Genomic DNA, 21,767 nt, shown 5'->3' on the forward strand with positions numbered 1-21,767 from the left:
CTTCGTCGGCCGTCGGACGTCAGACCAAGGTGATGGTCTGTCCGGTTCGGCGGGAGCGTTCGGCGGCGAAGACGACCAGGTGACTCTCGACACTCTCCTGGATGCCGGAAAGGATCAGCTCCGGCCGGCCCTCGTGCAGCGCGGTGACGAAGGACTCGACGAGCGCCGAGTCGCCACCGGCGTGGCCCTCGGCGGCGCTGGAGCCGTCGGCGGAGGTATCGATGGTCGTGCTTCTCTCCGACAAAAAGTCATAAATGGTGATATAGCGGCCGTCGCCGGTCAGTTGGCCACGGGTGCCGAAGAACTTGGTGTGCCGGTTCTCCAGCGGAGTGAACGCGGTCATCGTGAACGAGGTGGTGATGCCGCCCTCATACTCGAGGTTGACGACCTGGTGGTCGACCACGTCGTTGTCGCTGGCGTAGACGCACCGGCCGTAGGGGCCCTCGGCCAGCGCCCGCGTCACGGCCTCCTCGGTGAGGACGTTCTCGGTCATCACGCGGGTGAAGTAGTTCTTGGGTCCCGTCCCGGCATGGAGCCCCTCGCGATACATCCGGACGGCGGAGTAGGGGCAGGACGAGTCGACCGGGCAGGTCAGGCAGCGATCGGTCGCCCCGTCTGGCTTGTTCTCCGCCCTGAAGTGACGCAGGCCGCCGAACGACGAGACCCGCTCGACCGGCCGGCCGATGACATAGCCGAGCCAGTCCAGGTCGTGGCAGGACTTGGCCAGCAGCGCGAACGTCGTCTCGTCCTCGCGCCGCCAGTTGCCCCGCACGAACGAGTGCGCGAAGTGATACCAGCCGATCGGCTCCAGATGCTCCACGCTCACGAGGTCGCCGATGTCCGGCAACATCGCCCGGAGTGCCGTGGTGTAGGGCGTATACCGCATCACGTGGCAGACCGCGATCGTGGCACCGGTCCTGGCAGCGGCCTCGCCGACGGCCACGACCTCGCGCTCCACCGGCGCGATCGGCTTCTCGAGCAGGATGTCGTAGCCCTGGGTGGCGAAGACTTCGGTGGGTTCCAGGTGGTCGGAGTCGAGCGTGGCGATGATCACCGCGTCCGCGATCCTGCCGAGGGCCGCCAGGTCCTTCCAGTCCTCGAAGACCTGGTTGTCCGGGACGGCATGCCGTCCCGCGACGTCGCGGCGCGCAGCGGCGCGAGGTTCGGCGACCGCGACCACCCGAGCCTGTGCAGGCCGGCGGGCGGCCAGGTCGGCGTAGGCGGAGCCGCGGGCGCCCGCCCCCACGACGGCCAGCGTGATCGGCCGGTCGAGGGCCTCCCCGACATGGTCCCTCAGGTTGATCATCCTTTGACAGCTCCCCCGGTGAGTCCCTTGACGAATTGCTTCTGCAGCAGCAGATAGAAGATGAGGATCGGCAGCGCGGACAGCACCATCAGCCCGAACATGCCGCCGTAGTCCCGCTGGAACTGGCCCAGCGACCGGTAGACACCCACGGTGACCGTGGTGCCTCCGGCGGGGCCGAGAATGATCAACGGGTTGAGGAAGTCGTTCCAGATCCACACGCCCAGGAAGATCAGCACGCTGGCGGTGGCCGGGCGCAGCAGCGGGAAGACCACCCGCCAGAACGTGCCCATCTTGCCGGCGCCGTCGATGGAGGCCGCCTCCTCCAGCTCGACCGGGATCGAGCGGATGAAGCCGGAGAAGACGAAGACTCCGAACGGCACGTAGTAGCCGACGTTGAACAGCACGAGCCCGCTGATCGTGCCCATCAGGTGGGTGAGGTTGAGGACCTGCGTGACCGGAACCAAGATCACCTGCGGCGGGATCATCAGCCCTGCCAGCAGCACCAACAGCGTGATGCGCCCGAAGCGCGAGTGAGTGCGGCAGACGTAGTGGCCCAGCATCGCCGAGACCAGCGTCAGCAGCACGATCGAGGCCAGCGTCACGGTCACGCTGTTGATCAGGCCGTTCCAGAACAGGCCGTCCGGGCGGGTGAGCGCCTGGGTGAGGTTGTCCAGGGTCGGCGGGATCGGCAGCGCTGCCGGGGAGGCGGTGATGTCGGGGCCATGCTTGAAGACGTTGGCCACGACCAGGTAGAGCGGCAGGAAGAACGCGCTCGCCACGACGATGGCCGCGATGGGGCGAAGCGCCCTCACAGGTTCACCTCCCGGCGGTTGAGCAGGCGCAGGACCAGTCCGGAGACGGTCGCGATGATCACCAGCATGAGGATCGCCATCGCCGACGACTCGCCGGTGCGGTTGGCGGTGAAGCCGACCTGGATGACGTTGAAGGCCACCGTCGCGGTGGTGCCCAGGCCGGGGCCGCCGGCCGTCAGCACCTGGACGTGGTCGTAGGCCTTGAAGCCGGTGATCAGCAGCATCACCGTGTTGGTGGTCAACGCCGGGGCCAGCAACGGCCAGGTGACCTTGCGGAAGCGGGTCCACGGCCCGGCGCCGTCGATGGCGGCGGCCTCGTGCAGCGACTGCGGGACTCCCTGCAGGGCGGCCAGGTAGATCACCGAGCAGAAGCCCAGCATCTGCCAGCTCATGATCAGCCCGATGGAGTAGAGGGCGAGATCCGGGTCCGACAGCCAGCCCACGCGGATTCCGAGCAGCTGGTTGATCAGCCCGTCGTCCTGGAGCATGGACATCCAGACCACGCTGACCACGACCGAGCTCAGCACGACCGGGACGAAGAAGACGCTGCGCAGCGCGTTGTAGAGCCAGCCCCTGCGATCCAGCAGGAGGGCGACGCCGACCCCTGCGACGTTCGGCACGATCACCACGATCAGCGTGAGAATCGTGGTGACCTTCAGCGACTGCAGGAAGGTGCTGTCATGAAGAAGCTGGACATAGTTGGAGATCCCGACGAAGCGGGTCTGGGGGAGGAGCAGGCTGGCGTTGGTCAGGCTGTAGCCGAAGCTGAGTGCGATCGGCGCCATCACGAAGCAGGCGTAGACCAGCACGCCGGGCGCCACGAAGCTCAGGAGGTACGGCAGGCGGTTCCTCGCGTGGCTCACTGCCCGCCCGCCCTGACCCACTCCTCGTCCAGAACCTTGGCCGCGCCCGCGCCGTCCGTCTTGCCGGCGATGATCTCCTGCGCCAGCGCGAACACCTTGTCGGAGACGCCGGGCAGCAGCGCGTCGTCGCCAGTCTCGACGGTGAAGGCGTTGACCACCTGACCGGACTTGAACACCTTCAGCGTGTCGTTGTACAGCGGCCCCATCTGGGGCGGTTGGTAGCCCTTGATCGCGATGATGGCGGCGTCGGACTTGACGGACTCGTCGTTGTTGGCGGCGTTCTGGTTGAACTCCAGGGCGAACGTCTTGGCGGCCTCCAGGTTCTTGGAGTGCGCGTTCACGACCGGGCCGCCGCCGGTGTAGGCGGGCACCACGACCTTCCCGTCGTCGGTCGGCCAGGCGAACACCCCCACGTCGAAGGGCGGCTTGGTGGCGGCGAACCACGACCCCATCGGGTACATGGCGCCCTTGCCGTCCATGAACGCCTTCTCGGTCGAGGGGTAGTCGCGGCTCAGCCCGGCCTTGTCGATGTAGCCCTTCTTGACCAGGTCGGCGAACTTCTGGGTGGCCTTGACGAAGATCGGATCGGCGAACTTCACCTCGCCCTTTCTGCGCTTGACCAGGAAGTCCGGCTGCTGGCCGTAGACGTCGGCGCCCACCAGGGCGATCCAGATGTATCCGGCCGCGAAGGCGTCCTTGCCGCCGCCGCCCGCCACGAACGGGTTGATCCCCTTGGCCTTGAGCTTGGCGCCGTCGTCCAGCAGCTCGGCGTAGGTCTTCGGCGGCGCGCTGATGCCGGCGTCGGCGAACAGCTTCTTGTTGTAGTAGACCAGCGGTATCGGCTGGGAGTTGTACGGCAGCTGGTAGATCTTGCCGCCCAGCGGGTTGGAGTGCGGGAAGTCGTACGTGACCAGCTCTTGCTCGCTCCAGGCGTACAGGTTGCCGCCCTCGGCCAGGCCGTCGGGCGCGATCGCGGCCATCACATCCGGCAACTGCCCGGAGGCCAGCAACTGCTTGGCATAGGCGTTGCGCTCCCCGGCGCTGGGCGCCACGAGCTTCTTCACCACGATGTCCGGATGCTTGTCCGTGATCCGCTTGATCTGCGCGTCCCACAGCGCGGGCGGCAGGTTCGGCGTCTCGAACGTGAGGAAGGTGATCTCCTTCTTCCCACCCGTCGATGTGGGCTGCTGGCTGCCCGCGGGCGCGCATGCGGCGAGCGCCAGCGCGGCGACGGACACGGCAACGACCTTCTTCACCTGGGGTCCTCTCTCGATGTTCCTGAATATTTTTAGTGGGACATCAAATAATTCGCAATGCCCTATCATGGATTCGTGACCTTGACCGGACAGGATCCCGCGCTGCTGCGCCGCCTCAACTCCGCCGCCGTGCTGCGCGCTCTCTACGATGCCGACGAGATGACGCTCACCGAGCTGGTGAAGGCGACCTCGATCTCCCGCGCCACGGTGGAGGACGTCATCGCGGGCGTGACCGACCTCGTCGAGGAGATCCTGCCCAAGCTGGGCGACGCCCGGCCGGTTGGCCGCCCGGCCAAGCGTTACCGCTTTCGAGCCGAAGCCGGCCGTATCGTCGGCCTGGACGTCGGCCCGCACAAGGTGCTCGCGATGACCACCGACCTCAAGGGCCGCATCCTCGACACGCGCAGGTCCGCGGTGAGCCCGTCGGCGCCCCCGGCCGAGCGGGTGGCCACCGCCCGGGCGGTCGTCCGCCGCAGCCTCCGTCACCTCGGCGTGCCCGTGGAGAACGTGCGTGCGCTGGGTGTGGCCAGCACCGGCGTGGTCGATCCCGTCGCGGGCAAGGTGGTCGTCAGCGACCGGCTTCCAGGCTGGGCCGGGCTCGACCTCGCCGGGGCCCTTGAGGGCCTGTCCGCCGGTCCGGTCCTGGTCGGCAACGACACCAACCTGGCCGCGCTGGCCGAGCACTGGCGTGGCGTCGCCCAGAACGTCGACGACGTGCTGTGCATCCTGGTCGGCCGCAGCATCGCCGCCGGGCTGCTCATCGGTGGCCGCCTGCACTATGGCCGCAACGGCGCGGCGGGGGAGATCGGCGTGATGCGCGCCTTCGGCTGGTACACCGCGTTCGACCGCTTCCTGGCCTACGCCGACGACGGCCCCCAGGACGGCGGCGGCTCGGCCGAGCGGGTCTTCGGCGCGGTGCGGCAGGGCGACCCCGAGGCCATCGCCGTGGTCCGCGCGTTCGCCCGTGACCTGGCAAAGGGCGTCGGCGCCGCCGTGCTCACCATGGACCCCGAGCTGGTTGTCCTGGGTGGCGGCATGTCGGGAGCGGGGGAGCTGCTCGCCGAGCCGCTGCGGGAGGAGCTGGCCGAGATCTGCCTGTTCCCCGTCCGTGTCGAGGCCTCGACGCTGGGCTCGGAGTCGGTCGCCCTGGGCGCGGTCCGCCTCGCGCTGGATCACGTCCAGCGCGAGCTGTTCGAGGTCTGAGGCCTCAGCCGATCCGCACCCGGTAGAGCGGGCCGTCGCCGGTCGGCGCGGCCGAGCCCACGCCGGTGATCTTCAACCCCCTGATGACCTCGCCAGGTCATCAGGGGGTCCTTTTTGTAGCGGTTTGTAGCTATATGGCCGGGGGAGTGGGGCCTTGACGGGGTGATCGCTCTCTGTAAGACTGCCGCCCACATGCCTAATTATTAAATGACCTACCAAATTATTATGGAGGTCAGAGCCGCCCTTGTCGGGCGGGAGGGAGAAGGTGTGCGTACAGCAGGACGGTTAGGCGCGGCAGTCACGGTCGGCGCGCTGGCGCTGGCCCTGGGCACGGTGCATCCCGCCTCGGCGAGCACCGCACGGGGAGCAGCCGCGGTCGCTTCCCGCCCAACCCTCGGCATCGCGGCCGGATATCTGATGATCGAGCTCGACTCCGCCGGGACGGTCGTCGGGCTGGTGGACTCCCGGACCGGAGCCGACCACCTGGCGGCCGGCAGGTCCGCCTCGCTGGTCAGCCTGGTGATCGACGGCAGGGAGGTGCGGCCCACCAAGGTCAAGGCCGATCGAGGCCGGCTGACCTTCAGCAATGAGGAGGCGGGCGTCGAGGTCGGCGTCAAGGTCGAGAGCAAGGCCGGTTACACGACGTTCGAGGTCGTCCGGGCCGAGGCGCCGGCGGGTGCGGACGTGCGGACCCTGCTGTGGGGCCCGCTGCCGACCGCCATCACGCAGACCATCGGTGAGACGGTCGGCGTGGTCCGCGACAACGCGTTCGCGATCGGGCTGCGGCCGTTGAACGACCGGACCGAGGGCGCCTGGCCACAGGAATACCAGCAGCTCGGCTGGGAGAGCGAGGTGGCCGACAACCCGTCCAACCTGCAGGTGGCCGCGCTGGAGGAGTGGAGCGCGGCGGGCAGGACCGGGTGGGGCTCGGTGCTGCGCGCCTTCACCTACGACTACACCAAGGAGCGCGAGCGGCAGACGGTGAACGGGTACCCCATCCCCGTCGGCCCGCTGCCCGGCGATACCGGCAAGGTCGTCGGTTCCAAGATCGCGCTTTTCGGCGCCTCGCCGGAGCTGACGCCGACCGTGCTGTCGAACATCTCCAAGGGGGAGGGCCTGCCGTACCCGACGCAGAACGGGCAGTGGCAGAAGACCGCCCAGGCCAGCAGCCAGTCCTTCCTCGTCCTCAGCGATCTGCGCACCGACACCATTCCCGCGGCGGCCGACGCCGCCAAGACGGCAGGGATCGGATACGTCTACTCCCTGCCCAACGCGGTCGGGCCGTGGCAGACGACCGGCCACTACCAGTTCAACTCCAGCCTGGGCGGCAGCGACGCGGGCGCCGCGGCGGCGGTGGAGCTGGCCAAGTCCAACGGCGTCCGGGTCGGGGTGCACACCATCTCCGACTTCATCAGCACCAACGACCGCTACGTCACGCCGCAGCCCGCCGACGCGCGGATCGCGACCGGCGCCCGCGCCGCGCTGACCCGCCCGCTGGCGCCCGGCGACACCACGCTGTACGTGGACTCCCGCGCGCCGTTCGCCGCCGGGGTGTACAACACGCTGCTGCGCATCGGCGACGAGTTCGTCGGCTACGGCTCGGTTCAGCAGGTCGGCGACGAATGGGTCGTGTCGGGGCTGCGTCGCGCCCAGTGGGGGTCGGCCGCCGCCGCACACCCCGCGGGCGACCGCGCCGCGCGCGTCCTCGTCAACTCGTACAACGGGGCCATCGGCGGCCTGGGCATCATCGACGAGATCGCCACCCGCCTGTCCACCACCTGGAACAGCACGGGCATCATGTCCAACTCCTACGACGGGGTGGAGTCCGCCTCGGAGTCCGGCTGGGGCTCCTACGGTCAGGCCCGCCTGGTGAACGGAACCTACGCACGGACCCGGGCCAAGGACGGCTACATCACCGAGACCAGCCGCATGACGTCCAACACCTGGGACGCCCTCACCAGGGCAAGCTGGGGCGAGGTGGGAGTCACCACCATGAACCAGGTGTTCATCAACAACGAGTACTACCGGGCCAACTTCCTGCCCGGCATGCTCGGCTGGATCAGCCTGCGCGGTTCGGAAAGCCTGCTGAGCGTCGAGAGCAAGCTGGCGCGGGGCGCCGGCCTGAACGCGGGCGCAGGATTCCAGACCTCGGTGTCCAGCCTCAACGCGGGCGGCGAGAACGGCAAGCGGGTGCTCGATGCGATCAAGCAGTGGGAGACCGCCCGCAACCTCGGCGCCTTCACCGAGACGCAGAAGGCGCGCTTCCGCGACCAGTCGACCAACTGGCACCTCACAGTCGTCACTCCCGGCAGGGAATGGTCGTTGCAGGAACTCGACGCGGGCGGCAACCCGATCGGCGCACCCCAGAGCGTCGCGACCCCGACCCCGCAGCTGCGGGCCGAACAACTCCCCGCGGCGACCCTGCACCAGCTGTATGAGGCGAGGGTGACCACCAACACCCCGGCCACGATCCGGTACGAGGTGACCTCCGGCGCCCTGCCCAGGGGGCTGACCCTCAACCAGGACACCGGCGGCATCGTCGGCAAGCCGCGCCGGACCGAGCGGGCCACCTTCACCATCACCGCGACCAGCACGAACGGCCTGCCCGCGGCCACGGCCACCTACGAGCTGGCCGTACGCCCCTGACGAGGTCTCCATGTGAAGCAGCGAGGGCGGCATGCGGCCCTTGGCGCGGCCCGGATGACGTGCGCATCTGCCGGGGCGGCGCCGGAGGGATCCCCGGTGCCGCCCTCATGGCGATGACCGGCAACCGGCGGAAACACGCTGCGTCAACGCTTCACGGGACAACCCATGACCACCTAGCGAGGTCGTGATCCCTTGGGACATTCGCTCGGGTCGACGTGATGGTGAACTCCCGACCCGGCTGGGCAACTCCAGCCGGCGGGCATGTCGAGAACGCGCGGTCGGCTCCGTCTGACTCATGACTGCGCCAGGGTGGCGCGACCAGAGACAAGGGAGAAGGACATGAACCGCCAAGACGTATTCGAGGTGTTGGCCAAGCCGATCTCGCAGGAGTTGCTGGCGTCGTCGATCCCGGCGCGGCTGGCCTATGCCGGCGTCGACGGCGAGCCTCGGGTGATCCCGATCGCGTTCCTCTGGACCGGCGAGCATGTGGTCATGGCCACCGTGCCGAAGTCGGCGAAGGTTCGGGCGCTGCGGCAGAATCCCAGGGTGGCGCTCACCATCGACACGCAGGGCCAATGGCCGCCCCGGGTGCTGCTGATCCGCGGCGCGGCGCGGGTCGAGCTGGTCGACGGGGTGCCGGACGCCTACGTCGAGGCGGCGCGGAAGGTGACCCCGGCCGAGCATTTCGAGGGCTGGCAGCAGGGGGTGCGCGCCCTGTACGACCAGATGGTCCTCATCACCATCGAGCCGGACTGGGCGAAACTGCTGGACTTTGAGACCACCCTCCCCAAGGCCGTCGAAGATCTGGTGCTGGCACGCCAGGGCTCGGCCGTAGCCGACGGACTGTTCGCAGCCGATGATCCGGATGTGCGGCAGGAGAGCGCTCAACCGGTGAGATGATCTCGTCCGGCGATGGCCCTCATGGCCGGCTGGGTTCGGGCCCGGTCCAGCCGGCCGCGCCGACGCAGGCCTCGTTGCCCTCGGGGTCGGCCAGCACCCAGTGCGACGGCGCGTAGGCGTCCGAAACCAGGCGGCCGCCGGCAGCGATCGCCGCCGCGATCCGCGCCTCGGCATGGTCGTACGGCACCCAGACGTCGACGTGGACCCGGTTGCGCTGCGCACGCGGCGCGTCCATCTGCTGGAAGTAGAACGGCGCCCCGCGACGGTGCGGGTCGATCAGATCCTCAGGGCTGCCGGCGCGGTCCTGGTAGCCCAGCAGGGCACGCCAGAACGCCACCACCTCGGGACCGACAAGGGCATCGATGGTGACCTGGACGGTCTGCACTGCGGACGGTTCCGCAAGGATGCCCAGCTTGCGGGCCACCGCCGAGATCTGCCGCGCCAGCTCGACGTGCCGCTCGGTCAGCCCGTAGTAGTCGTCCGTGACCGTGATCAGCCGTACAGTCACGCCCTCATTCCGCAGGTCGATGTCGGGGTGACCACCCCCGAGACCGGTCAGCTCGCTGATCTCCTGCACGAACCGGGCGCCGACGGTGAACGAGCCGGTGCGGAAGTACGCGCACGCTCCCTCGCCCAGCACACGCCAATCCTCAAGACCGACGGTCTCATGGAACTCCTGTGGCCTGATCCGCTCGATCTTGTCCTCAACATGGGTCATGCGCTCACCGTAGGGCCTTGGGCGCACGTGCCGCACACCGCTCGCCGCCACACCGTGACCGGTCTTTCGCGCTTCGCAGGGACCGGACCGGTGCGCCGCGTTTCCCGCCGGCGGTCCGAGCTACGGCTGAGGGCTCCTCTGATCGTGGAGATCACCGGGATCCGGCTCGTTCGGCCTGGCCCTGGGCGAGTGTGGTCGCGGTGTTGATGATCGAGACGTGGCTGTAGGCCTGGGGAAAGTTGCCCATCTGGCGGCGGTCGGTGATGTCGTACTCCTCGGCGAGCAGTCCGACGTCGTTGCGCAGGCCGAGGAGCCTGTCGAACTGTTGGCGCGCCTCCTGGCGCCGGCCGAGCAGGGTGAGGGCGTCGGCCAGCCAGAAGGAGCAGGCCAGGAATGTGCCCTCGCTGTCGGGCAGGCCCTCCACGCCGTTGCTGTCGGGACGGTAGCGCAGCAGCAGGCCGTCTTCGGCCAGCTCCCGCACGATGGCGTCCACGGTGCCGGCGACGCGCGGGTCGTGGGGCGGCAGGAAGCCGAGGCGCGGGATGAGCAGGAGGGCGGCGTCCAGGCCCATGGAGCCGTAGTACTGGGTGAAGGTGTTGCGGGCGGGGTCGTAGCCGTGGGCGCACACGTCGCGGTGGATGCGCTCGCGCAGCGCCTGCCAGCGCTCGACGTCGCCGTTCAGGTCGAACGTGCGGACGCCTTGGATCATGCGATCGGCGGCGACCCAGGCGAGGATCTTGGAGTGGACGAAGTGGCGGTGGGGGCCGCGCGTCTCCCACACCCCGCTGTCGGGTTGATGCCAGGCGCCCTCGAGGTGGTCCATCATGATCTGCTGCAGGTCCCAGGCTTCCTCGCTGATGGCCAGGCCCACCTGCCTGGCCAGGTGGAGGCAGTTGAGCGTCTCACCGTAGACGTCGAGCTGGAACTGGCCGGAGGCGGCGTTGCCGACACGCACCGGCAGCGAGTTCTCGTAGCCGGGCAGCCAGTCGACGGTCCACTCGGGGAGGCGGCGGGCGCCTTCGACGGAGTACATGATCTGCAGGTCGCGGGGGTGCCCGGCGACGGCGCGCAGCAGCCAGTCGCGCCACGCCCTGGCTTCGGCGTCGAACCCGGCCGACATCAGGGCCCGCAGGGTGAACGAGGCGTCGCGCAGCCAGCAGTAGCGGTAGTCCCAGTTACGCGTCCCGCCGGACCGCTCCGGCAGGGAGGTGGTCGGGGCGGCGACGATGCCGCCGGTGGGGGCGTAGGTGAGGGCCTTGAGGGTGAGCAGGCTGCGACGGACGGCCTCGTCATAGCCGCCCCGGTACGCACAGCCGCGCATCCAGTCCCGCCACATGCGTTCGGTGTCCGTCAGGGCGGCCATCGCGTCGACCGGGTCGGGGCGCGGCAGCCACGAATGCTGCCAGGTCAGGACGAACGGCACCCGGTCGCCCGCGCTGACGGCGAAGGCGGCGGTGGTGCAGTGGGTCTCCGCGTCGGTGCGCAGCTCGACAGGGGTGCGCAGCCAGGCGGCGTCAGGTCCGGCGATCGCGCCGAGTTGGCCGTCCTCGTGTCGAAGCCACGGTATGACGTGCCCGTAGTCGAAGCGCAGCATCAGCTCGCTGCGCATCTCGACCCGTCCGCGCACGCCCTCGACGATCCGCACCACGTCGGGCGCCTGCCCGCGCTGGGGCATGAAGTCGAGGACGCGCACGCTCCCGCCATCGCAGTCCCAGGTCGTCTCCAGGATCAGCGTGTCCTCGCGGTAGCGGCGGGCCGAGCACGACCGGCGGCCGGCCGGGGCCAGCAGCCAGCGACCGTTCTGCGGCCCGCCCAGCAGCGCGGCGAAACAGGCCGGCGAGTCGAAGCGGGGCACGCACAACCAGTCGATCGAACCGTCGCGCGCCACCAGGCCCGCCGTGTGCATGTCGCCGATCAGGGCGTAATCCTCGATCCGCATGCGATCACTCCCGTCGGTCCGGCCAGGCGGTCACGTTCGGCGGTGGCGGTGCGCGGGATCAGGCCGTGGCCGGGTGAGCCGGTACTACGACGGTCCGGAACCGGTGCCGAGACGGGCCACGGGTGGCTTGCCCGCTCGCCTTCGCTTCATCCGCTGTCGTACCCCGCACACCTTCAGCAAACGGAGACGGTTTCCCCCAGGGCGCGGGTACGCGGTCGCTGTCCGCGGGCATCACGCGTCCTGGGTTCCGTCAGCCAACGTGCTGGGAGCCGTCTGAGTCTCCCCGAGCCCGCTCCGACTTCTCCAGCTTCGGGTAGGCCGTGCGCAGCTGCTTCGCGGTGCTGCCTATCCTGATGCCCTCGGGGGCCGTCCTCCTCCTTGCGGACGATCGCCCCGGCGACCAGCACCGCCCCTCCCGCCGGCGCCGCCCCAACGTTCAGAGACGAGCCACTAGCTGTTCCTCGTCAGACGCGGGGCCATTTTCCACACGAGCGCGGTAACAAGCAGCATGAGGAGCATCGGTAGTAGCAGTATCGGCCCGGTCGTGACCGAGAGGGCGCCGAGTTGCCCGGCGAGGATGGTCGGGATGAGCAGGAGCGTGTTGTTGACCGCATGCACGAGGACGGCGACTTCCAGTCCTCCCGTGGCCTGGACCATCACGGCGAAACAGGCCCCGGCGAGGGTGTAGTAGGCCAGCGTCCAGCCATCGGCGGAGCCGTGGATCGCGGCGAACTGCAACGCGGTGATCGCGGCAGCCACGATCATGGCGATCGCCGGACGGCGGAAGCGGGCACCGATGGCGCGGAAGATCAGACCGCGGAAGAGGTACTCCTCGCCCGCTGACTGCAAGGGCACGGTGATCAACGCAACGACCGAGAGCGAGATCGTGGTCATGGTCAGTTCGATCGCGCCGACCGGCATGAGAAACTGCAACACCACCAGATGGGCGACACACATCGGGACGATGAACACCGCGGCTCGTCCGAGAACTCGCCATCGGAAGCCCCCCTCGGTCGAGGACAGCCGGCGCGGGCGTTCGCCATAGATCGCCCATTGCAGCATCCCCGAGACCGGGATCAGGGCGGCAAGCAGAAGGTTCCCCGCGATCCAGAACCCGATCGTGAACGAGGGGTGCTCAGGGTCGAACGGTGTCACGCCCAGGAGACGATCCGCCGCGATCCCGACCGGGATCGCCGCGACGAACAGCACAGTGAGCAGCACCCCGAGCCCGGCGAGTACGGCCAGAATCGTGCGCCACAGCTGCGGGCGGTCACGCAGACCATGCACATACGACGACGACGCATCCGGACTCGCCCCGTGCTGCAGGGCGCCGTGGTCGGTCGCTGTCGTGTTGCTCATATCTCCTCCAGGGTCCTCGGCCTCTTCGCATCGGTTGCGCACGATGCCTTGCCCCATCCGAAACTACGACGTAGCGTCGGAGTCAAGTCCATGGACATCAGACAAGCGAAAGACGATGCACTCACACCAGCTCGCGAAACTCGCCGGCGTGACCGTGCGGACCCTGCGGCATTACCACCAGATCGGCATCCTCTCCGAGCCACCCAGATCACCCAACGGATACCGCAGGTACACCGTCGACGACCTGGTCCGTCTGCTCCGCATTCGGCACCTTGTCGGGCTCGGAGTCAGCCTCACCGAGGTTCCCAGCATCCTCGATGACGACTTGCACGAATCGACCACGATGGTCCTGGATCGGATCGAGGCCGACATCGATGCGAAGATGGCGCAGCTGAGCGCGCAGCGCGATCTCGTTCGCTCGCTCCGCACCGAAGGAGGCGCACCTGACGCTCCCGCGGGCCTGGGTGGCGACCTGTCGAAGCTGCACAGCGAACTCGGCCTTCCGGCCGAGGCGGCGAGATTCGACCTCGATGTCGCCACTTTGATCGCACAGCTGTCAGGACCCGATGTTCACGCGGCACGCGAGGCAATCGCCAACCTCAGTGAGCACGCTACTCCCGCGTTCTTCGACGCCGTCAAACAACTCGCCCAGATGCCACCCGACGCGCCAGGCGAGCAACGACAGAGAACCGCCGACGCTCTGCGCGCAAACCTGCCGACAGCCTCGCCGAACACGTGTGAATCAGCGGATACGGCGACCACCAAGATGCTCCAGGAACTCCAGCAACTGCATCTCAACAGCGCACAACTCGACACGCTCGCCCGTCTCCGGGCGCCAAGAAGCTGACGCCAGGCCTGCCGGGCGCCCTGCGCAAGCCTGACTGCAGGAAGCTGTACGCGACGGGGGTGAACGCCGCCCGGACCAGGCCGCACAGTGCGAGTCTCCGGCCGCCCGGGCGGGCGGCCGGAATCGCCATGGCCTACAAGGCGGCTGGTACCCGCTCGAAGGTTGCGTCGACATCGCCGGTGCTGAAGACGGTCATCGGGTCTCAGTGCTCGTCGACGACCTGGCCGTTCAGGGCGGTGCTGTCCGTGGTGAGGGCCATGGTCAGCGGCGCCTCCGGGAAGGTGGGCAGAGCGGCGAACGCGGCACCCATCTGCTCGGCGGTCTCCCAGTGCCAGGTGTCGGTGTAGGTGCCGTCCTCGAGCTGGATCAGCACGACGTGGGTGAGCCCGGGGTGCCCCTTCCGGACGGTCGCGACCAGCGAGTTCCGGCGGGCCAGGAACTCCTCCAGGTCGGCGTCGGCGACGGAGTAGCGGTGCGAGCGGACGACGGACATGTCGGTGTCTCCTTCTGTGCGTGAGGGTCGGCGCTTACCAGCTACCGGCGATCTGCCGGATCGGGGCGTTCAGGCGGTTGAAGAGGTTGGTGACGGCGGTCATCAGCAGGATCGAGGCCAGCTGCTGCTCGTCGAAGTGGTCGGCGGCGTTGTTCCAGACCTCGTCGGGGACGGCGTCGGCGCGGTCGGCCAGCCGGGTCGAGGCCTCGGCCAGCTCCAGCGCGGCCCGCTCGGCGTCGGTGTAGTACGGAGCCTCGCGCCAGGCGGTGACCAGGCCGATGCGCTCGTCGCTCTCGCCGAGCTTGCGCAGGTTCTTCAGGCCGGCGTCGACGCAGAAGCTGCAGCCGTTGATCTGGCTGACCCGCAGGTGGATCATCTCCATGAGCTCCTGGGGGAGGCCCTGCGACTGCGCGGCCTTCATCAGCTCCATGATCGGCTTCATCGCGGTGGGGATGATCGTGGCGGGGTTCTTCATCCGGGCTTCCATCGTGTTCTCCTCTGTCGTGGTTGGTGTGAGGTCAGAGTGGTTGCCCGGATTGATACATTCGCTATGCGCGCACGATGCGATGGCGATTTGGGGGGACCATGCTGCGCTTCACCCTTCTCGGCCCCGTCCAGATGGTCGTCCACGGTGAGCCGCTGACGGGCATCGCCCCACGTCACCGGGCTGTGCTGGCCTACCTCCTGCTCAATGCCGGCCGAGTGATCAGCATCGAGCGGATGATCGACGCGATGTGGGGCTACGACCAGCCCGACACCGCCCGATCGCAGATCCACGCCTCGATCACCGCGATCCGCAAGGTGCTGCGTGGTGCGGGAGCCGTACAGCTCCTGGAGACGCGTGCCGGTGGCTACGTCGCGCAGCCGGAGCCCGGACAGCTCGACGCGCAGGAGTTCACCGAGCTGGTGGCCTCCGGTGAGCTGCGCAAAGCCCTGGATCTGTGGAGCGGCGAGGCGCTGGAGGACGTGCACGCGCATTACGTCACCGGCGTCCGGGAGCTCTGGAACGACCGGCGGCTGTCGGCGTACGAGCGCCTGGTCGAGGGCGAGCTCGCCGCCGGGCGGCACGGCGATCTGCTCGACGGGCTCCTCGCCCAGGTGACCGCCAACCCGCTCCGCGAGAGGCTCAACGGCCACCTCGTCCTGGCCCTGCACCGGGCGGGGCGGCAGGCCGACGCCCTGGCCGCGGCGCGTTCTTACCGTGCGACTCTCGCCGACGAGCAGGGGCTGGATCCCGGGCACGCCTTCACCGAGCTGGAGCGGGCGGTCCTGGCGGATGATCCGGCGTTGCGCCTGGCTGACGCGGCGCCGGTCGTTTCCGGCCCGCCGCGTCGCTCCACCTTCCTGCCCTACGACATTCCTGATTTCTCCGGACGGACCGCCGAGCTGGATCGGCTCGTGGGCGAGCGGTCGGCGGTCGTCACGATCGACGGCATGGCCGGGATCGGCAAGACCACGCTCGCCGTCCACGTGGCCCACCGGCTGGCCTCCCGCTATCCGGACGGCCAGCTCTTCATCGACCTGCGGGCCCACACCGCGGGCCAGGAGCCGGTCGACGCCGCTGCCGCGCTGGAGGCTCTCCTCCGCCAGCTCGGGGTGCCCGCCGACCGCATCCCGGTCACACTGGTCGAGCGGAGCGCCCTCTGGCGCGCCGAGCTGGCCGAACGCCGCGTTCTCGCCGTACTGGACAACGCCTTCGACGCCGAGCACGTGCGCCCCCTGCTGCCGGGGCACTCCGACACCGTCGTCCTGATCACCAGCAGGCGGCGGCTCGTCGACCTGGACGGCGCGCACGCGCTGTCGGTCGACGTGCTGGAGGAAAAGGACGCCGCCGAGCTGTTCGAGCGGATCGTGGGCGAACGCGCTCAGCACGAGCCGGACGCCGTACGCGAGGTGCTGCGGCTGTGCGGGCACCTCCCACTCGCCATCCGGATCTCGGCCGCCCGTCTCCAGCACCGCCCGCGCTGGACCGTGTCCTACCTGGCAGGCCGGCTGCGGGACCACCGCCGCCTCCTGGACGGCGTGTCGGCCGCCTTCACTCTCTCCTACGAGCAGCTCCACGAGGCCGAGCAGCGCATGTTCCGCCTGCTCGGGCTGGTGCCGGGCCGCGACATCGACCCGTACGGCGCGGCCGCGCTGGCCGGCATCCCGGAGGACGAGGCGGAGGAGCTCCTCGAAGGCCTCCTCGACGCCCATATGCTCCTGCAGTTCGAACCGGGCCGATACACCTTCCACGACCTGCTCCGCGAGCACGCTCGCTCGATCGCCAAGGACGACGGCGCGGTCCTGCGGCTGCTCACCTACTACCTGCACCGCTCCCGCGCGGCGGTGGACCTGCTCTTCCCGGACAGCCTCAGCCACCGTGAGGGCATCCCCCAGCCGGCTGCCCCGATCGCGCCCATCCGCGACGCCGCGGAGGCGAGCGCCTGGCTCGACGCCGAACGCTCCAACATCATCGCGACCGCCGTCCACGGGCCGGAGATCTGCCTGGGCATGCTGGCTCTGGCGATGCGCCCCTACCTCGACCGGCAGGCGTACCACGACGACGCGCTCACTCTCCACACCCTGGCGCTCCAGCGCAGCCGCAAGCTCGGCGACCGCGAGGTCCAGGCGCGAGCGCTCACCGACCTGGCGTGGACCTACTGGCGGCTCGGCGAGTACGAGCGCGCAGAGGAGCACGCCCACCAGGCCCTCGACGCGTGCGAGGAGGCCTACGAGCGGGCTCGGGCACTGCTCACGCTGGGCAACGTGACCCTGCGCCGGCGGCAGGACACGCAGGCGGAGCAGTACCTCCAGCAGGCACTCGACCTCACCCGGATCTGCGCCGACACCCGGGGCGAGGCCCATGTGCTCGGCATCCTCGCTCTCGTCCTCGACCGGGCCGACCGTCCGGAGGAGGCCCGGCGCCATCTCGACCTGGCGCTGGCGCTCCACCGCAAGGTCGGTAACCCGGCCGGAGAGGCGATGACTCTCAACCACCTCGGCATCGTCCTCCGGCATCAAGGCGAGCTCGCCCAGGCACGCACCCGCCACGAGCAGGCCGCGGCTCTCTACCGCAAGCTCGGCACCACCACCGACGAGGCGGCCGCGCTCAACGGGCTGGCCGAGGCGGCGGGCGACCCGGCTCGGGCGGTCGAGGAGCACACGGCCGCGCTCGCGCTCGCCGACCTGACGCGCAACCGGCCGGAGCAGGCGCGTGCTCACGATGGGCTGGCGCGCGCCCACCTCGCACTCGGGCACTCAGAGCAGGCTTGTGAGCATGGGCGGCTGGCTCTCGGCCTGTACGGGGAGCTCGGTGTTCCGGAGGCCGAGGAGGTCCGCACCTTCCTGGAACAGGCCGGAGCGTCCGCAAGGCAGGAGACCATCCTCACCCCGTGAGGCCATGAGTGTTCTGCCGCGGGACGGCCCTTCGCCGGGGGAGACCTCACACCGAAGCCACCATGCGCCGGCGCCGTGTTCCGTGGCCAACGGATTCACGGACCGGCCGGTTCACCGGCACATCGGGTGATCGCCAGAATCGCCATGTCGTCATCGCGTGGACCGTCGGTCCAGCGCTCGACATCACGCATCAGGACCTCAACCACCTCGTCCGGCTGCCGGAACGGACCCCGGCCGCCGAGTCGACTCACCGGTTCGTAGAAAGTCCCGTTACGGCCTCGGGCCTCCGTCACCCCATCGGTGACCAGCAGGAGCGTGGCCCCGGTCGGGAACGGCCAGTGTTCTGGCCCTGCCCGCGGCACCCCCAGGCTGCTCATGCCCAGTGGAAGGCTCGGCTCGCCCGGATCCAGCGAGGACACCGTGTCACCCTCGAGGAGATACGGAGAGGGGTGGCCGCAGTTCAGCAACCGCACACGGTCCGCGCCCGGTGGGATCTCGCCGAGCACGGCCGTGACAAATCCCTCCACTCGGATGCTCTCCTCGCGCGAGGAGGCCTCTTTGACCAGTGCGCGCTCCATACGCTCGGCCAGCACCACAAGGTCGGCTACCTGGTCTGCCGCCTCCCGGAATGCGCCCAGCAGTACGGACACCGTGCCGACCGCGCCCAGGCCTTTGCCCCGCACGTCTGCGATCAGCAGCCTGGTGCCGTACGGCGTGTCCTGCACGGCGTAGGCGTCTCCGCCGATCAATGCCTCGATCTGCGCGGCCTTGTAGACCGCGGCGATGGCCAGCGGGCCGACACGTGCCGGCGGTGCGGGCAGCACAGCACGCTGCACGGCCTCGGCGACGGAACGCACTATTTCCAGCCGGCGGCTATGGCTGGTGACCACGCGGTTCACCCCGAGGCCGACGAGCGCGGTGAACACCGCGCTGATCAATGAGAACGTGCCGACGACATGACCGAAGTAACCGTCCTTGACCAACAGCACCAGCTGGACCAGCACGATGGCCGCTCCGACCGCGATCGTGTGCCGTAGCGAGAGCAGTGCTCCTGCCACCACGACCGCGGCGCCCAGCAGGTAGTCGCCCCAGTAGTAGCGCGGAGACAGAATGTTCAGGACGGTCCCGATGACGATCATGGCGGCCGGTATGAAGGAGAAGTACCACGGCCACTTGGTGGAGAGTGGGGTCATCCGCGCCTCGATCCCACATCCGATCGACCTGTGTGCGAACAGCGTGGGAAAGGCCACGTGAATTCCCCTGGGGTTCGTCGCACGTCATTCCCCCAGGTCCTGGCTTTGCTCCTGTTCTAGTCAATGGTGAATTGCCTGTCGAGGCGACACTCCCAGGGCGTCTGTCCGGGTGGTGGCTGGGCAGTCGAGTTGCCCGGCGTGGTCGTCGCTCCCGGCGCGCGATCAGCGGATGTCATCGGCATTTCGCCACCTCTACGGCCTGCCGCCATCAAGTCCGTTACCGCAGTTAATGGTCGACCGATTTGATCCGACTCGCCAATGCCCCTCACTGGTCCGTTCCTCAGGAGAAGACGTGCGACGTCGCCCCCTCGTCCTTTTGGCCACCGCGGCGCTCATGCTGGTCGGTTCCCCCGCCTTCGCCGCCGGCAAGGCGGCCCCGCCGGCCGGTGACCCCGCTCGCGCGACCCTGCTCGGCCGCGCCACGCTGCCCGCCTACACGCCGGCCCCCGGCCCGCCCACAGGCGCCTTCAGCGACCCGAACAACGGCATGACGCCTCCCTACCCGAGCCAGCTGGTGTTCGGCATCTCGTCCATGCTGCCCGACGGCAAGGGTGCGTTCTGGGCCATGCCCGACAACGGTTTCGGGACCAAGGGCAACTCGGTGGACTTCCTGCTGCGGCTTTACCAGTTCACGCCACACTGGGAGACGGCCCGCGGCGGAGCCGGGACCATCGACGTGGGCCGGTTCCTCTCGCTCCGCGACCCGGACCACAAGATCCCCTTCAAGATCGTCAACGAGGACACCGCGGACCGGCTGCTCACCGGCGGCGACTTCGACGTGGAGTCGGTGACCCGGACCCCCGACGGGTCGATGTGGGTCGGCGACGAGTTCGGGCCGTTCCTCCTGCACTTCGACAGCACAGGCAAGCTGCTGCAGGCCCCGATCGCCCACCCCTCGCTCAAGGCCCCGCAGAACCCGACGCTGCCGAGCGGCGAGCCCTGGACGGTGCCGAGCAGCCGCGGCTTCGAAGCCCTCGCCTCCTCTCCCGACGGACGCTTCCTCTACCCCGCGGTGGAAGGCCCGCTGGCCAACGAGGCCAACCCGTTCCGGCGCCACATCTACGAGTTCGACACCCAGAAGAACCAGTACACCGGTCGTTCCTGGCAGTACCGCACGGACGGCGGAGACTACCGCATCGCCGACATGCAGTCCCTCGACGCCAACCGGGCCATCCTGATCGAGCGTGAGGACGACGAGGGGCCCAAGGCCACCTTCAAGCGCGTCTACCTGATCGACCGGCGCAAGACCGACGCCGACGGCTACCTCGTCAAGACCGAGGTCGCCGACCTGCTGAATCTGCGCAACCCGGCCCACATCGGCTCGGACGACCCCGCCGGGGGTTACGGCCTCGGCGACCCCTTCAAGTTCCCCCTGCAGTCCGTGGAGGCGCTGCTCCCCCTGCCGGGCAACAGGATCGCCGTCATGCAGGACAACAACTTCCCGGACAGCGCCGGCCGCGTCCCGGGCAAGACGGACGCCACCGAGATGATCGTGATCGGATTCCCGAAGCGGTAGCGCTGAAAGGCGTCGGACGGATCTGTTCCGATGTGATCGTCTACCGTGGGCGGCATGGACGTCCTGAGCGATCTGCTGCACCGGGCCCGCGCCAAGAACGCGCTGGTCAGGAAGTTGGTCCAGCGGCCGCCATGGTCGCTGACCTTTGCCGACACTCCTGCGCTCACGGTCGTGGCCACGCTCGGCGGCCACGCGTCGATCCGGCTCGACGACGACGCGCCCGTGCGCCTCGCCGCCGGTGACACCGCCCTCATCAGCGCCACCGGGCGGTACACGGTCGCCGACGACCCGTCCACCCCACCCCAGGTCGTGATTCAGGGACAGCAGAAATACGTCGTCGGCGGGGGGGAGGAGGCGCCAGGGCTCCACCGGAGTCTGGCCCCCCGCACCTACGGCGACGGTCTGCCCGGGGCCACGATCATGATCCGGGGCGCCTACGAACTCCGCGGCGACGTGGGCGACCGCCTGCTGGACATGCTCCCGCCGCTGGCGGTCGTGCCCGCCGGGCCGCGGACCCGGGCGGCGCTGGATCTGCTCGCCACAGAGGTCGCCTGTGACGTCGCACGCCGGCCGGGTGAAGTCCAGAAGGTAGCCCTCGACGCTCTCTGCGCGGAGGTTGGGGGGCGCCAGCCAGAACACGCTGTCGGCATCGGCGAACGCCTTGGCGACGACGTCCGGGTCGCCGTGCGACCCCTGGACGACCTCGACGCGCTCGCGCACCTGCGGGGCGAGACAGGACGGATCGCGCGCGATCACGCGGATGGGCTGCCCATGGTCGAGAATCCTGTCGACGACCTGTCGGCCGATCTGGCCGGTGGGAGCGGTGATGACGATCACGGAACCGCGGCGGCCGGTCTGGCCGGTGCCGCCGAGAATCAAGGTGTTGTCCACACCACCCAGGCAACTACACGGGCCCGGAGATGATCCATGGGAGAACGTCGATGAAGCATTTGTGATCGTCTCCTCGCGCCTGCATGACGCGCACCTGTGCGGCTTCAGTCGGCGCGGACCTGCTCACCCTGCGCCGCCGTCCTGTCGAGGCGCCACAGGGCCAGCAGCCCGCCGATCCCCGGCAGCCAGGCCAGGGCGGCGGCGACGACGGTGCGCTGCGGGTCGCGGGCGGCGGCGACGGTGAACAGGTACGCGCAACCATGGATGGGCTCGGCCAGTGAGGAGATGGCGGGCAGGTGTGCGGTGGCGAGGTTGCCCAGCAGGACGATGAGCGAGACGAGTTCGACCGCGGCCGCGATGGGCAAGGGCCTTCTGGTCCGGCTCACG

General features: G+C 69.2%; 17 protein-coding genes and 2 pseudogenes. 7 read left to right on the top strand and 12 right to left on the bottom strand.

The window, feature by feature from the left end; all coding sequences use genetic code 11:
• Positions 1–19 precede the first annotated feature (19 nt).
• The 4 genes from ABT294_RS49330 to ABT294_RS49345 are packed head-to-tail and all read right to left on the bottom strand — an operon-like array spanning position 20 to position 4,237.
• On the bottom strand, positions 20–1,306 hold the full coding sequence (locus ABT294_RS49330; protein WP_350813480.1) for a Gfo/Idh/MocA family protein: 1,287 nt from the start codon (positions 1,304–1,306) through the stop codon (positions 20–22).
• A complete protein-coding gene (locus tag ABT294_RS49335; protein ID WP_350813481.1) occupies positions 1,303–2,118 on the bottom strand; it encodes a carbohydrate ABC transporter permease in 816 nt (271 codons plus the stop codon). Before ABT294_RS49335 ends, ABT294_RS49330 begins: the two co-directional genes overlap by 4 nt.
• Positions 2,115–2,981 carry a carbohydrate ABC transporter permease gene (locus tag ABT294_RS49340; protein WP_350813482.1) on the bottom strand — a complete coding sequence of 289 codons (867 nt, stop codon included), beginning with the start codon at positions 2,979–2,981 and terminating at the stop codon, positions 2,115–2,117. The genes ABT294_RS49335 and ABT294_RS49340 overlap by 4 nt, the downstream gene beginning before the upstream one ends.
• Positions 2,978–4,237 (bottom strand): ABC transporter substrate-binding protein, encoded by a 1,260-nt coding sequence (locus ABT294_RS49345; protein WP_350813483.1) that lies wholly within the window; start codon positions 4,235–4,237, stop codon positions 2,978–2,980. The genes ABT294_RS49340 and ABT294_RS49345 overlap by 4 nt, the downstream gene beginning before the upstream one ends.
• A gap of 75 nt (positions 4,238–4,312) precedes the next feature.
• On the opposite strand from ABT294_RS49345, the gene ABT294_RS49350 reads away from it, so the two are divergent.
• The 3 genes from ABT294_RS49350 (at position 4,313) to ABT294_RS49360 (ending at position 8,986) form a co-directional block, all read left to right on the top strand.
• Positions 4,313–5,440, top strand: a complete 1,128-nt coding sequence (locus ABT294_RS49350) for an ROK family protein (RefSeq protein ID WP_350813484.1) — start codon at positions 4,313–4,315, stop codon at positions 5,438–5,440.
• Between the two features lie 267 nt (positions 5,441–5,707).
• Complete coding sequence (locus ABT294_RS49355) at positions 5,708–8,086, top strand: Ig domain-containing protein (protein WP_350813485.1); 2,379 nt, start codon at positions 5,708–5,710, stop codon at positions 8,084–8,086.
• 363 nt (positions 8,087–8,449) lie between these two features.
• Positions 8,450–8,986, top strand: a complete 537-nt coding sequence (locus tag ABT294_RS49360; protein WP_350813507.1) for a pyridoxamine 5'-phosphate oxidase family protein — start codon at positions 8,450–8,452, stop codon at positions 8,984–8,986.
• Between the two features lie 19 nt (positions 8,987–9,005).
• Here ABT294_RS49360 and ABT294_RS49365 read toward each other — a convergent pair whose 3' ends face one another.
• The 3 genes from ABT294_RS49365 to ABT294_RS49375 form a co-directional block, all read right to left on the bottom strand.
• Positions 9,006–9,704: a 4a-hydroxytetrahydrobiopterin dehydratase gene (locus tag ABT294_RS49365; protein WP_350813486.1), complete on the bottom strand. Its 699-nt coding sequence runs from the start codon at positions 9,702–9,704 to the stop codon at positions 9,006–9,008.
• Between the two features lie 151 nt (positions 9,705–9,855).
• The gene (locus tag ABT294_RS49370; RefSeq protein WP_350813487.1) at positions 9,856–11,643 is read right to left on the bottom strand and encodes a glycoside hydrolase family 15 protein; all 1,788 of its coding nucleotides are present in this window, start codon (positions 11,641–11,643) and stop codon (positions 9,856–9,858) included.
• Positions 11,644–12,093: 450 nt separating this feature from the next.
• Entirely contained in the window at positions 12,094–13,002 is a 909-nt protein-coding gene (locus ABT294_RS49375; protein ID WP_350813488.1) for a CPBP family intramembrane glutamic endopeptidase, read from the bottom strand.
• 115 nt (positions 13,003–13,117) lie between these two features.
• On the opposite strand from ABT294_RS49375, the gene ABT294_RS49380 reads away from it, so the two are divergent.
• A complete protein-coding gene (locus ABT294_RS49380) occupies positions 13,118–13,849 on the top strand; it encodes a MerR family transcriptional regulator (protein WP_350813489.1) in 732 nt (243 codons plus the stop codon).
• Positions 13,850–14,051: 202 nt separating this feature from the next.
• Here ABT294_RS49380 and ABT294_RS49385 read toward each other — a convergent pair whose 3' ends face one another.
• Entirely contained in the window at positions 14,052–14,342 is a 291-nt protein-coding gene (locus ABT294_RS49385) for a hypothetical protein (protein ID WP_350813490.1), read from the bottom strand.
• A 34-nt stretch (positions 14,343–14,376) separates the two neighbouring features.
• A complete protein-coding gene (locus ABT294_RS49390) occupies positions 14,377–14,829 on the bottom strand; it encodes a carboxymuconolactone decarboxylase family protein (RefSeq protein ID WP_350813491.1) in 453 nt (150 codons plus the stop codon).
• 98 nt (positions 14,830–14,927) lie between these two features.
• Between ABT294_RS49390 and ABT294_RS49395 the strand changes: the two genes are divergently transcribed.
• Entirely contained in the window at positions 14,928–17,720 is a 2,793-nt protein-coding gene (locus tag ABT294_RS49395; RefSeq protein WP_350813492.1) for an AfsR/SARP family transcriptional regulator, read from the top strand.
• 95 nt (positions 17,721–17,815) lie between these two features.
• On the opposite strand, the gene ABT294_RS49400 is transcribed toward ABT294_RS49395, so the two are convergent.
• Complete coding sequence (locus ABT294_RS49400) at positions 17,816–18,913, bottom strand: PP2C family protein-serine/threonine phosphatase (RefSeq protein WP_350813493.1); 1,098 nt, start codon at positions 18,911–18,913, stop codon at positions 17,816–17,818.
• Between the two features lie 352 nt (positions 18,914–19,265).
• On the opposite strand from ABT294_RS49400, the gene ABT294_RS49405 reads away from it, so the two are divergent.
• A complete protein-coding gene (locus ABT294_RS49405; protein ID WP_350813494.1) occupies positions 19,266–20,489 on the top strand; it encodes an esterase-like activity of phytase family protein in 1,224 nt (407 codons plus the stop codon).
• Positions 20,490–20,543: 54 nt separating this feature from the next.
• Positions 20,544–21,053: pseudogene (locus ABT294_RS49410) on the top strand (cupin domain-containing protein); the annotation flags it as partial.
• 111 nt (positions 21,054–21,164) lie between these two features.
• Here the strand turns inward: ABT294_RS49410 and ABT294_RS49415 are convergent.
• Both ABT294_RS49415 and ABT294_RS49420 read right to left on the bottom strand, forming a co-directional pair.
• A pseudogene (locus ABT294_RS49415) lies at positions 21,165–21,380 on the bottom strand (hypothetical protein); the annotation flags it as partial.
• Positions 21,381–21,484: 104 nt separating this feature from the next.
• Complete coding sequence (locus ABT294_RS49420; RefSeq protein WP_350813495.1) at positions 21,485–21,766, bottom strand: hypothetical protein; 282 nt, start codon at positions 21,764–21,766, stop codon at positions 21,485–21,487.
• Position 21,767: the final 1 nt, after the last annotated feature.

This window comes from Nonomuraea sp. NPDC000554 (genome assembly GCF_040300065.1).
GTDB lineage: Bacteria > Actinomycetota > Actinomycetes > Streptosporangiales > Streptosporangiaceae > Nonomuraea.